This window comes from Acidobacteriota bacterium (genome assembly GCA_026393675.1).
Taxonomy (GTDB): domain Bacteria; phylum Acidobacteriota; class Vicinamibacteria; order Vicinamibacterales; family JAKQTR01; genus JBAXOX01.
The window spans coordinates 68,796-82,566 of the sequence record JAPKZQ010000004.1 but is presented as its reverse complement, the minus strand read 5'-3'; the positions used below and the strand labels follow the sequence as shown (position 1 = coordinate 82,566).

At 64.2% G+C, this 13,771-nt stretch carries 10 protein-coding genes; 7 read left to right on the top strand and 3 right to left on the bottom strand.

Features of this window, described 5'->3' with window-relative positions; genetic code table 11:
- Window positions 1–48 precede the first annotated feature (48 nt).
- Both NT151_01790 and NT151_01785 read right to left on the bottom strand, forming a co-directional pair.
- Window positions 49–3,105, bottom strand: coding sequence for a TAT-variant-translocated molybdopterin oxidoreductase (locus NT151_01790; protein MCX6537658.1), 3,057 nt, complete (start codon window positions 3,103–3,105; stop codon window positions 49–51).
- A 19-nt stretch (window positions 3,106–3,124) separates the two neighbouring features.
- Complete coding sequence (locus NT151_01785) at window positions 3,125–3,775, bottom strand: cytochrome c3 family protein (GenBank protein ID MCX6537657.1); 651 nt, start codon at window positions 3,773–3,775, stop codon at window positions 3,125–3,127.
- A 321-nt stretch (window positions 3,776–4,096) separates the two neighbouring features.
- Between NT151_01785 and NT151_01780 the strand changes: the two genes are divergently transcribed.
- The 7 genes from NT151_01780 (at window position 4,097) to NT151_01750 (ending at window position 10,376) form a co-directional block, all read left to right on the top strand.
- Window positions 4,097–4,501, top strand: a complete 405-nt coding sequence (locus NT151_01780; protein ID MCX6537656.1) for a hypothetical protein — start codon at window positions 4,097–4,099, stop codon at window positions 4,499–4,501.
- A 29-nt stretch (window positions 4,502–4,530) separates the two neighbouring features.
- Window positions 4,531–5,235 carry a hypothetical protein gene (locus NT151_01775; protein ID MCX6537655.1) on the top strand — a complete coding sequence of 235 codons (705 nt, stop codon included), beginning with the start codon at window positions 4,531–4,533 and terminating at the stop codon, window positions 5,233–5,235.
- A gap of 1 nt (window position 5,236) precedes the next feature.
- Window positions 5,237–5,746 (top strand): Rieske 2Fe-2S domain-containing protein, encoded by a 510-nt coding sequence (locus NT151_01770; GenBank protein ID MCX6537654.1) that lies wholly within the window; start codon window positions 5,237–5,239, stop codon window positions 5,744–5,746.
- A gap of 283 nt (window positions 5,747–6,029) precedes the next feature.
- A complete protein-coding gene (locus NT151_01765) occupies window positions 6,030–6,470 on the top strand; it encodes a hypothetical protein (GenBank protein MCX6537653.1) in 441 nt (146 codons plus the stop codon).
- Window position 6,471: 1 nt separating this feature from the next.
- Window positions 6,472–7,401, top strand: coding sequence for an ATP-binding cassette domain-containing protein (locus NT151_01760; protein MCX6537652.1), 930 nt, complete (start codon window positions 6,472–6,474; stop codon window positions 7,399–7,401).
- On the top strand, window positions 7,398–8,699 hold the full coding sequence (locus tag NT151_01755) for an ABC transporter permease (GenBank protein ID MCX6537651.1): 1,302 nt from the start codon (window positions 7,398–7,400) through the stop codon (window positions 8,697–8,699). The genes NT151_01760 and NT151_01755 overlap by 4 nt, the downstream gene beginning before the upstream one ends.
- A gap of 156 nt (window positions 8,700–8,855) precedes the next feature.
- A complete protein-coding gene (locus NT151_01750) occupies window positions 8,856–10,376 on the top strand; it encodes an aromatic amino acid ammonia-lyase (protein MCX6537650.1) in 1,521 nt (506 codons plus the stop codon).
- Window positions 10,377–10,456: 80 nt separating this feature from the next.
- On the opposite strand, the gene NT151_01745 is transcribed toward NT151_01750, so the two are convergent.
- Window positions 10,457–13,747: a carboxypeptidase regulatory-like domain-containing protein gene (locus NT151_01745; GenBank protein MCX6537649.1), complete on the bottom strand. Its 3,291-nt coding sequence runs from the start codon at window positions 13,745–13,747 to the stop codon at window positions 10,457–10,459.
- Window positions 13,748–13,771 lie beyond the last annotated feature (24 nt).

Sequence of the window (13,771 nt, the reverse complement as noted above, 5' to 3'; positions counted from 1 at the left end):
TCGGACATTCCGTCATCCATGTCAGAAGCAAGGAACAAGCATCAAGAATCAAGGAGCAGGGATGCGTTCTCGCTTTCGTCGTTTTGCTACTGACTTCTTGCTACTTGTTTCGTCCGTGTCTCTAATCCCAAACGCCGGGTTCGGGTTTTTCAGCGCCGCCAGGTACGTCGTGCGGGGACGCGTGTTCAGCTCCCCGAGCAGCGAGTAGCTCAGCGACTCGGCCCGCAACTTCGCGACGCGGCTCTCCGGGTCGTTGATGTTGCCGAAGACAATCGCCTGGGCCGGGCAGACCTGTTCGCATGCCGTGACGATCTCCCCATCGCGGACCTTGCGGTCTTCCTTCTCGCTGTCGATCTTGGCGCGCGTGATTCGCTGCACGCAATACGTGCACTTTTCCATCACGCCCCGACTGCGCACCGACACGTCGGGGTTGCGCTGCATCTTGAGCGTGGGCGTGTCCCAATCCTGGTAGAGCAGAAAGTTGAAGCGCCGCACCTTGTAGGGGCAGTTATTGGAGCAGTACCGCGTACCGACACAGCGGTTATAGACCATGTCGTTCAGACCTTCGTCGCTGTGCAGCGTGGCGCCGACCGGGCAGACCACCTCGCAGGGCGCGTTCTCGCATTGCTGGCACATCACCGGCTGGTGATAGGCCTCGGGGTTCGCGTCGGGGTGGCCCTTGTAATACGTGTCCACGCGAATCCACTGCATCTCGCGACCCTTGGCCACCTGCTCCTTGCCCACCACCGGCACGTTGTTTTCCGACTGGCAGGCGACGACGCAGGCGTTGCAGCCCGTGCACGAATTGATGTCGATGGCGAGCCCCCAGGCGTAGCCCTTGTACTCGTGCTCGGGATAGAGCGTGAGCGTTGCTGGCGGCTCCGGTTCCTCGGCCTTCACGACGTCGGGGTTATTCCGGAACTCCTCCAGCGACGCCGACCGGATGAGCGGTCGGCCGGCCATGTCATGGTGCAGTTGCGTACTGGCCACCGCGTAGCGCCCGCCGGTCCTGGCAAGCGTGACGCCGATCGAGGCCCAGGCTGCGTCGCTCGTTCGGAGCTGGTAGGCGTTGAAGCCGACCCGGTTACCGACGCGCCCGGCGTGCGTGCGGCCGTACCCCAGGTGCACCGTCACCACGCCATCGGCCTGACCCGGAACGACCCAGACCGGCCCCCGCACCGTCCGCCCGTTCGCCGTGACGTCGACGACATCCTCGTTGCCCATGCCGAGGCTGGCGGCCGTGGCCGGGCTCAACTGAACCGTGTTGTCCCACGTGATCTTGCTGAACGGCTTGGGGAGTTCCTGGAGCCAGCCCGAATTGGCAAAGCGGCCGTCGTACACGGTGGGGTCGGGCCGGAAGACCAACTCCAGTCCGGCACTGGTCGACGGTTGTGAGCCAATCGTCTTGGCGACATCACCCAACGTGACGAGCTTTGGCGCAAGCGTGGTGCCGGCCACGGTGCCATCATGCACGGACTTGCGCCAGAAGGCCTCGAAATCAACGATCCCGGCTTGATCCGCAAACAGCTCCCATGTGTCGCGCACCTGGTCGTAGCCGCCGCGGCCCGGGGATGCCGATAATCCCGCGACCACGTCGTGCGCGGACTTGCCGCCGTAGAGCGGCGAGATGAGCGGCTGCAGGATCGTCACCGTTCCGTCCCATGCGCGGGCGTCGCTCCACGCTTCGAGCGGGTGCGTTTCGGGGATGTGCCACTGGCAGGCGGCCGAGGTTTCGTCCTCGTAGAGGCTCAGGTGAGCCGAGAACGCGACCCGCTGCAGCGCCTCACCAAACTTCAGATCTGCCGGGGCGCTATAGACCGGATTGCCGCCGAGGATCAGCAGACCGCTCACGGCGCCCGCCTGCATGTCGGCGATCAGTTCGCGTAGAGAGGCCATCTGATCGATCGGATTGGCTTCGATCGAATCGGAATACAGAACCGTCTGGCCGACGTTGCCGAGCGCCTGGTTGATGGCATGAGCCAGGACGTGCACCGCTGCGGGTTGCTCGTCACCGGCCACCACCAGCGAGGCAGTCTTGTTCGCGGCGAGATCGCGGGCTGCCGCCTCGACGAAGCGCTGCGATTCGGCCGGCAGCATCATTGGCGTCACACCAATCACACCAATGGCCGCCGCCAGCGTGCGGGCGATCGTGATCATGGCACTCGGCTTCGCCGCCAGGCGGTGATCCGCTTTCGCCCCGGTGTTGGTGGGCGCGCTTTCCACCGCATACAGACGGTTCATCTCGACGTGACCGCCGCGCACCCGGCGCACCGCCGAAAAGTCGCGCGTGTAGCGCACCGACCCTGGCATCACACCAAGGAAGTCGGCATCGAGCGACACGATCACCCGGGCCTTGTCGACGACATAACGGGTGTCGACCGCAGACCCGAAGGCGAGCCTGGCACCGGCGCGGACCTCGTCGCGACCGGCTGGCTCGTACTGGTGCCACCTGGCTGCCGGGAACTCCGCCAGAAGCGCCTGCAACTGGCGCGCGAGCGTGAGGGACGTACACGTCTCGGTCAGGATGCGAAGACCCTTGCCTCGGGCCGCGCGCACCGATTCGAGCGCGCTCCGGACCGCCCCGAGAAACGCGCTCCACGTGCGAATATCTCCCCGATACGACAACGTCTGGGAACGGTCGGGATCGTAGAGCGAGAGAATCGACGCCTGCGCAAACAGGTCGGTGGCGCCCAGGCTGGCCGGGTGTTCTGGACTGCCTTCAATCTTGGTCGGCCGCCCCTCGTGACTCTCGACCAGTACCCCGGTGGCGACCCCGCCAAGCGTGACGGCCGTCGCAAAGAACAACGGCTTGCCGGGCACGAAGTTTTCGGGCGGGCGGACGTAGGGGACGATCGCTTCGGCCGGTTGCTTGGTACACGCGGTCACGCCCGCCAGCGCCAGCGACGCGCCCATCAGCCGAAGGAACTGCCGCCGGCCAACCGGATCGGTGAATTCGGACGCCTGCTCAGGAAATTCACGGTGGAGCCAGTGCTGAAACTCCTCGGTGTCGGCCAGCTCCTCGAGGCTGCGCCAGTATTCCTGACGGCCGCCTGACATCGGAGCGGTCTGCTGCGGCGAGTGGTCGCGATCGTGGTGTTCGCTCATGCGTCTGCTGGAAGTGGTCTTACCGATGGCAGGTGGAACAACTGGTGAGCGTCTGGATCTGGTAGTCCTGCACGAGCTTCCGGCCAAGTGCCATCTGGTCGGCCGGCGGCTGATAGTCCACCCTGAAGACGGCACCACGCGGGCGCACGTACTTTTCCGGGTTCCGGTGACAGTCGAGGCACCACTCCATCTGGAGCGTCGTGACCGTCCACATCAGCGGCATCTGGTCCACCTGGCCGTGGCACGTCGTGCACCCGACGCCCTTGTTCACGTGAATGCCGTGGTTGAAATACACGAAATCCGGCAGGTCGTGCACCTTGACCCACTGGATGGATTGATCAGTTCGGAAGCTCGCGCGCACCGGCTCCAGGTACGAACTGGACGAGAGGATCTGCGAGTGACAGTTCATGCAGACCTTGGTCGGCGGGATGCCCGCCACCGCGGATGTCTCGACCGAGGTATGGCAATAGCGGCAATCGAGACCGTTACCGCCGACATGCCGTTCGTGGCTGAACTGGATGGGCTGCTGCCGCGCTTCGTAGGCTCGCGTGACGTACGGCGAACGGCCGAGTTCATAGACCAGATAGCCGCTTGTCGCGACCAGCACAACCGTGACCGTGAGCATGATCCGGGCGATGCTGTTCGCACTCGGATGAAAGATCTGAGACATTGGTTAAATTGTTGGGGCCCAACCCCAGATTCTTAGCCTACTACAACGATGCGGCCGCTGCGTACCGAAACACTGGATCGATGCGTTTTCAATGAACGATCGTTCATGCGCACGCGCCCGATGGACGTGGTGTCTGCGTACCCCACGCTGTACTCAGACGATCACACATTGTCATCTGGTGAGCACGGACCGGATCGGTGGCCGGCTTGCCCAGCGTGCGATAATTCAGGTACGGGCACACGATCACAACGTGAGGCGGCAGGCACCACACTTGCAAGGCTGGGTAGATACTGATCAATCGCTGATGCACCGAAGGCCCCAATGAAGACACGATGCCTATTGGCATGTTTGGTTGTGCCCGTGGCGGCGGCTGCGCTCGCGTCCGCGTGTGCTGCGGGCACGTTCGATTCGTCCGCTTCTCCCACGTCACCAACCACCGTCGTCGCGCCTCCGGCCGGGACGACCCCGGCGTATACCCAGGACGTCAAACCCATTCTTGATGGCGATTGCGTTCGATGCCACGGCAGCAGAAGCCCCTCGGCTGGATACGACCTGTCGTCCTATACAGCCGTCATGCGTGCCGTTGTCGCCGGTAATGCCAGTTCCCGGTTGGTCGTCGCCACGAGATCTGGTGGCTCGATGTACGGCTTGCTGAGCGGCGACCGGGCGACCAAGTCGACGATGATCAGGAACTGGGTGCTTGGCGGCGCCCTGCAGAATCGGTAAACCCCCTCCCTCTGACCTCGGAGTCATCTATGCGTCACGTATTTCCGATCGCGATCGTCGTCGCGGTACTTGGGGGCGTCTTGCCGGCATCCGCCGATGATGAGTTCGCCCGATCGACCTGGCAACCCTGCGCCGATGTGCCGATGCGCGGCAGTCCCTGGGCGGTGAACTGGGCGGCGACGAGCGTCGCTCCGGCACCACGGCTCTCGATGCCCTCGATTGGCACCACGAATGTCGGCGCAGCCGAGGCGGCGGACCAGGCCACCACCGGGAGGCGACGCGCGATTGCCGTCGAGTACAGCGACGCCTACAAGATCAGGAACAAGATCCACAAGATCGCCAGCTACACGACGATCCCGCTGTTTGTCGCGGAGTACTGGGTTGGCGCGTACATGTACGCGTATCCCGTCAATATCACGTCGTCGCTGCAATCGGTGCACCGCACGCTGGGGATGTCGATCGGGAGCCTGTTCGCGGTCAACACCGTCACCGGCGTCTGGAATCTGTGGGACGGCCGCAAGGATCCGAACCATCGGGGCCGGCGGATGCTGCACGGAATCACGATGCTCGCCGCCGACGCCGGCTTCGCGGTTTCTGGCGCCATGCGGCCCAGCCTCAGAGGCGGCGTCGACAACTACTACCACCAGCGCATGGTTCACCGGGCCATCGCCACCACGTCGATGGTCGTTTCGGGTATCAGCTATCTGATGATGCTGTTTGGCGGAGGTGAGTGACATGACGTCTGCCTCCCACGGGTGCGACCCGTGTTCATGTGTCAACCCACGCCGGGATTTCATCCGCCAGGTGGCCATGCTGGCCGCGGGCCTGGTCGCGGGGAGCCGCGGCATCGCTGCGGCCGCCGAACTCCCCATAGCCTTGGGCGACTCCCTTGGACGCTCAGGCGACGAGATTACGTACCCGGTCCCCGCCAGTGACGGCGTGACCATCGACCGCGAGAACGCGGTCATCATCGTGCGGTTTCAGGGAAAGGTCATGGCCTTCAACCTGTCGTGCCCGCACCAGAACGCCGCCGTGCGCTGGCGCCAGGCCGACCTGCGGTTCGAGTGCAGCAAGCACGACTCGGTCTACAGTCCCGACGGCACCTACGTCGGCGGGCGTGCCACCCGCAACATGGATCGCTTCGCCATCAAGCGCAGCGGCAGCTCGATCATCGTCAACGTGGCGCAGATGATTCAGTCGGGCGAGCAGAACGCCGCGTGGCACACCGCCTTCGTCGCGGTGTAGACCCGCCCTGGCGAGCCCTCGCCGAACGCGTTGCGCGACCTGCTCAGGCGGTGGCCACCAGTTCGGCAACGGCCGGTTGGACCGGCGTGGCGGCTGGCACTCGCGCGAGTGCGCGTGAAGGCCGCCCTCCGACTGCGAGAATCCCTGTGATACAGTGAGCCGCGATGGGGCAGTCTGATGCTGCGGCTCCTGCCGTCGCCCGCCCCCGAGACCATGCCAGCTTCCGTGTGCCACTGTCGCGCACGTCTTCTCCTCTTCTGAGGATCGACAGGGAGTTCGTGTCATGAGTGATCGGAAATACCGCCAGCGCGGTTACCAGGACGACGGCTCGCGCGACCGGGAACACGCCCGGCCGAAAACCGGCGACAGCGGAACCGCCAAACCGCGGTCGGCGGACCGCCCGGAAGGTCCGCGCACGCCCAACATGCCCGGATTCCGCACCGCCGTACGGTGCTATCGTTGCGGCCACGTGACCGACGGCAGCGTGTTGTCGAGCGCGAAGTGCGCGAAGTGCGCGTCACCGCTGCACTGCTGCGCGCAGTGTGAATCGTTCAACCCGGCGGCCAGATTCGAGTGCATGCAGCCGATCACCGCACGCGTGGCGCCCAAAGACGCCTTCAACCTCTGCGAGCTGTTCGAGGCCCGCACGACCGTCGAACGCGAGACGGGGTCCGTGCGGCAGACACCGGCTCGCAGCGCCTTCGACGATCTGTTCAAGAACTGATATGGATACTGCCATCAGCCTCCGCGACGTCACCAAGCGCTTTGGCGAGGTGACCGCTGTCGACACCGTCTCGCTCGAAGTTCCGACCGGCTGCATCTACGGTTTCATCGGGCCGAACGGATCGGGCAAGACCACCACGCTGCGCATGATCATGCGTATCCTGCTGCCGGACCAGGGCCGCGTCGAGGTGCTTGGTGACGACGGTACAGCCGCTGCGCGCGATCGGGTCGGCTACCTGCCGGAAGAACGCGGGCTGTACAAGAAGATGACCGTGCGCCGCCTGCTGCGCTACTACGGGCGGCTCAAGGGGCGAAGCGCGGCCGAAGTCGACACGTCGATTGGTGAATGGCTGAAGGCGATGGACTTGGTCGACTGGGCCGATCGGCGCATCGACGCGTTGTCGAAGGGCATGGCGCAGAAGGTCCAGTTTATGGCGGCCGTGGTGTCGAAACCCGACCTCGCGATCCTCGACGAGCCGTTCACGGGACTCGATCCGGTCAATGCCGACGTCCTGAAGGATGCGATGCTCGACTTGCGGCGACGGGGCACGACCGTCGTGCTCAGCACGCACGATATGAGCGTGGCCGAGAGGATGTGTGATCGCATCTTCATGATCTTCAAGGGCCGCAAGGTGCTCGATGGCACACTCGCCGAGATCCAGGCCGCCTACGGCGCCGATACGATCCGAGTCCGCACCGAAGCCGGCCGGCAAGCGCTCGCCGGTCTTCCTGGGATTGAATCCGTCAACGATTACGGAAATATGCAGGAAGTCCGCATCCAGGGCGACCCACAGCGACTGCTCCAACAACTGTCGTCGAAGACCAGCGTCACCTACTTCGAGGTGACCCGGCCGTCGCTGCAGGACATCTTCGTGAGAATTGCCAGGCCCGGGCCCGAGCACGTGTCACCGTCAACGGGAGGCCGCGCATGAAGTTCTCGAAAATCGGCCTTGTCGCCTCCTCCGAGTTTCAGTTGACCGTGCGGACCAAGGCGTTCGTGATTGGCCTGCTGCTCATGCCGGTGCTCATGGGCGGCATCATGTTCATGCAGCGGCGCGCCATGGATCAGGTTGACACCGAGACGCGGGTCTTTGCCGTCGTCGACCAGTCGGGGAAGCTGTTCGCGGCTCTCGATCGGGCCGCCTCCGAGTACAACGCGACGGCAGCAACGGGCAGGGGCGGGCCCTCGTTTGTTCCCATCAAGGTCGATGCGGGGTCGCGGTCGCTGGATCAGATCCGGGTCGAACTCTCCGGGCGCGTGACGTCCCGGGAGTTGTTCGCCTTCGTCGAAATCGGGGAGTCGATCCTGGCGTCGGACGGGTCGGCGGACCGCGCGCTCGGTTACTACTCCAATCATCCGACCTACACGCTGCTGCCACGATGGATCGAGGCCGCGGTCACGCGCATCGTGCAGGCCGAGCGATTCAGGATGGCCGGCGTGGATCCGGTCGTCGTCTCGAAGCTTGTCAGACCGGTTAAGGCGACCGAGCGTGGACTCTTCGTCCGCGACGCGACGGGCCAACTGAAGCAGGCGGACACCGTGGACGTGATCAGGACCTTCGGGATTCCGGCCGGACTGATGTTCCTGATGCTCATTTCGGTGATGACCGCGACGCCCCAACTGATGACCACCGTGCTCGAAGAGAAGATGAGCCGGATCAGCGAGGTCATGTTGGGGTCGCTCAGCCCCTTCGAGTTCATGCTGGGCAAACTGGTCGGTGCCTCCGGCGTCACACTCGTGTTCGCTGGCACCTACTTGTGTGGTGCCATTGCCGTGGCGGTGACCCAGGGATACGGCGACATCATTACGGCGAGGCTCCTGATCTGGTTCGTGGTGTTCCTGTGCCTCGCAGTGCTCCTGTTCGGCTCGTTCTACGGCGCGATTGGCGCAGCCTGCTCGGATCTCAAGGACGCGCAGAGCCTGATGACACCTGTCGTCATCATCATCGTCATTCCGATCGCGACGTGGATGACGGTCGCACGCGCGCCCGACAGCCTGTTCGCCGTCGTCATCTCGCTGGTCCCACCGGCGACACCATTCCTGATGCTGCTGCGACTGTTCCTGCATCCGGCCCCGCCGGCCTGGCAGGTGGGGCTATCGCTCGTGCTGACGAGCGCGACTGCGCTCGTCTTCGTCTGGGCGGCGGGCAAGATCTTCCGGACCGGCCTGCTGATGCAGGGCAAATCGGCGAGCTTCCGCGATCTCGCGAAGTGGATCAGCGCCCGCTAGGGCAATCCCGATCACGCGTATCTGGCTGACGGCTGACGCCGGCAGGCGGCCTTTACGCTGGCGCGCCGGCGACGTACCATCTGATGTTTCATCACGGGCGCCCGGGACCGACCATCTTCGGACTCGGCAGGGCGATGGGCGAAGGAGAGGGCATTCATGATCGTGCTCGACGGATCGAATCTGACGATTGAGAAACTGGTGAGCGTCGCGAGACATGGGACCCCGGTTCAATTGGCCCCCGCCGCGCGTGAACGGATCAAAGTGTGCCGACTGATGATCGAGGAGAAGTTGGCTGCCCGGGAGATCATGTACGGGACCAACACCGGCATCGGCGAGTTTTCGGAGAAGGTGCTCAACGACGAGCAGGTGAAGGAGTTTCAGCGGTATCTCGTCTACAACCACGCGGCGGGTATTGGCGACCCGGCCCCCGTCGAACACGTGCGCGCGGCACTGGTCGGGCGCATCAACGTGCACGCGCACGGCAATTCCGGGTGCCGGCCGGAGATCACCCTCACGCTGGTCGAGATGCTCAACAGGGGTGTGACCCCGGTGGTCTGCCAGAAGGGATCGGTTGGCGCCTGCGGCGATCTCGCGCCGATGGCGCAGGCGGCACTGCTCCTGATGGGCGAAGGAGAGGCCTTCTACCAGGGTGAACGCAGGCCTGGTGCGGAGGCGATGCGGCGTGCGGGAATTCCCGTGCCGGGCCTGCACGCGCGGGACGGACTGGCGACCATCAACGGGTCGAACCTGCTCACCGGGATGTCCGCGCTCCATATCCACGACATGCAGCGCTGGATCCGGCAGGCCGAGATCGCGGCCGCGATGTCGATCGAGGCGTTGCTGGGCAACCTGAAACCGTACAACACGACGCTGCACACGCTGCGGGGATTTGCCGGCGCCATCGCGTCGGCCCGGAACATCATGCGGATGATCGAGGGATCCGACCTGGCCACGGGCAGGATGAAGACCAAGGTCCAGGATGCCTACTCGATGCGCTCGACGCCCCAGGTGATTGGCGCCGCGCGCGACGCCGTCGTGTACGCTCGCGCCCAGGTCGAGATCGAGCTGAACGGCGTCGGTGACAACCCCATCTTCATCCCCGAGCAACGATTGACGCTGACCGGCGCCAACTTCCAGGGTTCGCCGGTCGCGCTGCCCATGGATATGGCCGGTGTCGCCATCACGATGGTGTCGGTGCTGTCTGAGCGCCGCCTCAACCGGCTGACCAACCCGGCGCTATCACAGGGCCTGCCGGCCTTCCTGGCTCACGAACCCGGCTTCTACTCGGGCCTGATGCTCAGCCAGTATACGGCCGATCACCTGATTGTCGAGCAGCGTATCCTCTCGGCACCCGCATCGATTCAGTCGATCCCGGCGGCGGCCGATCAGGAAGACTTCGTTTCGATGGGCATGAACACGGCGCTCAAGAACGGCCAGATTCTCGACAATGCGTACGGCGTGCTCGGGATCGAGTTGATGGCGGCTGCCCAGGCCCTGGATTTCCGCACGTTCACGCCCGGCAAGGGCACGCTTAAGGCGCGGGAGGTCATCCGCCGGCACGTGGCGCATCTTGAGGTGGACCGGCCGCTGTTCAACGACCACAACGCAATGAAGGCGCTGGTGCAGTCCGGCGGGTTGTTGAGCGAGGTCGAAGCGGCCGTCGGTAAGTTCGACTAGGAAAAAAACGAAAGGGGCCGGGGATCGCGTGATCCCCGGCCCCTTTCGACTCATACCTGGCGTCTGGCGCTTTCCGAACCCTACCAGAACAGCTTCAACCCAAACTGAATCTCACGCGGCGCGCGCACCGCGATGAGCTGGCCGAACGTGTCGGTCGCAACCGTGCACGAGGTGATGCTGGTCGTGCAGGTGTTGTCCAGGCCCGTGGCCGACGGGTCGGAGGCCCAGTTGACCTGGTTGAACGCGTTGATAAAGTCCGCCCGGAACTGCAGCCTGACATCCTTGGTCAGGTAGAAGTTCTTCGACAGGGTGATGTCCCACTTGTAGAATCCGGGCTGGCGGAATGGCGCCCGGCCCGAATTGCCGAAGGTGCCGTCGGCGGGCGGCGCGAAGGCTGCCGGGTTGAACCACATCGGCGGCGTGCCGTTGGTGGACAGCATGCCGACCATCGGGTTGCCGACCAGATCCGCGAAGCCGCCGCGGCGGAAATTATTCACGTCAACCGACATGCGCGGCACTGGCTGGCCCGAGTTGACGTAGGTGATGCCCGAGACCTGCCAGCCGCCCAGAATGTTTCTCAAGGCGAAGTTGGGGGAGTCGCGCAAGAACGGGATCTCGTAGACGTACGAGGCCGAGAAGATGTGCCGGCGGTCGGTGCGGGCATCCGCGTAATCGGCCATCGGGTTGGCCGGGTTCTGCGGGATGTCAATCGCGTCGCGATCGTTGGTCGAGTCGGTCTTCACGTGGCTCAGCGTGTAGTTGACCGAGAGCGTCCCGCTTTGGCCGAACTGCCATCTGAACGCGGAGAGCAGACCCTGATACCGGCTCTTGGCCGTCGTCTCGCGCATAGTGATGGTGCCGTACGATCGGAACGGTCGGGCCGCGTTTACCGCACTAGCGACCGTGCTCTGCAGCGCCACCACGTCGGCGGGTTGCGGAAAGTTGGGGTTGGTCGGCCGGATCAGGTTGTCGCCGCGCGAGCCGACGTAGCTCACCTCGATGGTGGCTTTTGAGAACAGCCGGCGGGTGATGGCCACGTTCCATTGCGTCGTTCGCGGGTTCTTGAAGTCGAGCGACGTCGCCTGGATCGCACGCATGCCGGTGGTTGTCCCGGTGACGCCCGCGCCCGGGTTGCTGAGCTTGATGCCGGTCAGGCTGATATTGTTCACGAACGGCGGGCTGCTGAATGAGTTCTGCTCGAAGATGCCGACCAGCGGCTGGTCGTAGTAGATCCCGAACGCCCCGCGGACGATCGTGTTGCCGCTGCTTTTCGGATCCCACGAGAAGCCGAGGCGCGGCTGGATGCTGTTCTTCTGGAACGCGTAGATGCCATTGCCATACGGCGAGTTCTTGCCGGCGATGACCAGGCCGTCGAGCCAATCACCCGTCGAGAGATCAACCAGGGTGCCGGCGGCGTTGGTGAACTGTGGCGCCGTCGCGGCCTTGTAGAACGACGGATCGAAGGTCACCAGCATGTTGTTCGCGTCGGTGATGGGCGGGTAGAGCGAGTAGCGGACGCCCAGATCAATCGTCAGGTTCTTCTGCGCTCTCCAGGTGTCCTGCGCGTACATCTCATAGCGGTTGAAGCGCAGGTGGTTCGTCACGTCGCGCTCGGCCTCGGAATAGCTGCAGGCCGTGCACAGGCCGTCGGCATTTCCCAGCAGGAAGTTCTGGAACGCCGTCCGGGTCGGGTTGGTCGAGGCCACGAACGAGAAGCTGCCCTGGGTGACGTTGGCGGCGTTCTCATTCTTCTGCTCGAAGGTCATCAGGGCGCCGGCTTTGAATGCGTGGTTGCCCCGCTGCAGCGAGAAGTTGTCCGTGAACGTGTGGTTGACGTACTCGATGTGGTACAGCTGCATCGAGTTGAACGTCGACAGCCCGCTCACCGCGATGCCCGGGATGCGGTTCGTGAGGTTCTCAGGGAACAGTTCAGGGATGTTGATCCCATAGTCGGACCGCATGCCCTTCGTGTCCGACGGGTTGGTCGTGGAAATCACGTTGCCCGACTTCTGATACGAGAACTCGTTCAGCGCGTTGTTGCTGAGGATGGTCTTGAGCTGGAGTGCGAGGACCTGGCCCGGCACGTTCGTCTCGGTGGTCGCGATATTCGGGATCGCGATGCCGTTCCACAGGCCACCCAGCTCGCGCGTCTGGCTGAGGTCGTGGGTATACCGGCCCGTCAACCGCCACCGCGACGACAGGTCGTAGTCCATGCGGATGACTTCCTGCCGCGTGTTATTGATGTTGGGCGACGACACCAGGTACTGGTTCTTGCCGGGCACATTCGGCGCCGGATACGCCGCGAGGAGCTTCACCGCGTTCGGGTCGCGCAGGCTCGGGTCCACGTAGTTCGTACTGGTCGGATCGGTGAGCCACGTCGGATCCGGCACGGTGGCCGTGAGCGACGCCGGCGCGCGCGTGATGCGGCGCCATTCCTGCGACCAGAAGAAGAACAGCTTGTCGCTCATTTTCGGCACGGGGCCGCCAAAGGTGTAGCCAAAGTTCTGGTAGTCGAGCTTCGGCGGGTGGCCAGCCACCGTGGGATCGGTGCTCCGGTTGCGGATCCAGGAATTCGCGTTGAACGCGTCGCTGCGGATGAAGTCGTACGCCACGCCCATGTACTTCTTCGATCCGGACTTGGTGATCACGTTCACGATGCCGCCGCCGCTGCGGGGCCACTCGGCCGCGTAACTGCTCGTGATGATCTTGAACTGCTCGATCGACTCGAGCGTCGGCGTCGAGAGCAGTGTGATATTGGAGCCCACGTCGACGTTCGACACGCCGTCCACCAGCCAGTTGACCGCGTTGCGGCGCGAGCCGTTGACCGAGATGCTGACCGTGCTGGTCAGGCCGATGCCGACCTCGTCGGGCAGGTCGCTCGAGACACCCGGGGCCAGGGTGGCGAGCTGCACAAAGTTGCGATTATTGAGCGGCAACTCCTGGACCTGTTTGGCGTCGACCAGGTTCTGCACGGCCGGCGTCGGCTGCACCATCATCGTCTCGGCCCTGACCTCGATGACCTCGGCCAGGCCGCCCACTTTGAGCTTGCCGTTGACGTCGATGCGGTCGTTGACGTTGAGCGTGATGCCCTTGATCGTGAGCGGCTGGAAGCCGGACAGGGTGAATGTCACTTCGTACGCGCCAATCGGCAGCAGCGTCGCGCTGTACGCGCCGGTGCTCGTCGACACGAACTCGAAGGTTCGTCCGGTCGGGACGTGCTTGGCGATGATCGCCACGCCGGGAAGCACGGCCCCCGTGTCGTCGGTCACAACGCCGGTAATAGTTGCAGTCGTTTCCTGCGCGTACGCAGGCACTATCAGCGCGAGCATCACCGCAACAACGGCAATGCCGCGCACAAGGCAGGTTCGCATGAGTCCACACCTCCTACAGGGCAG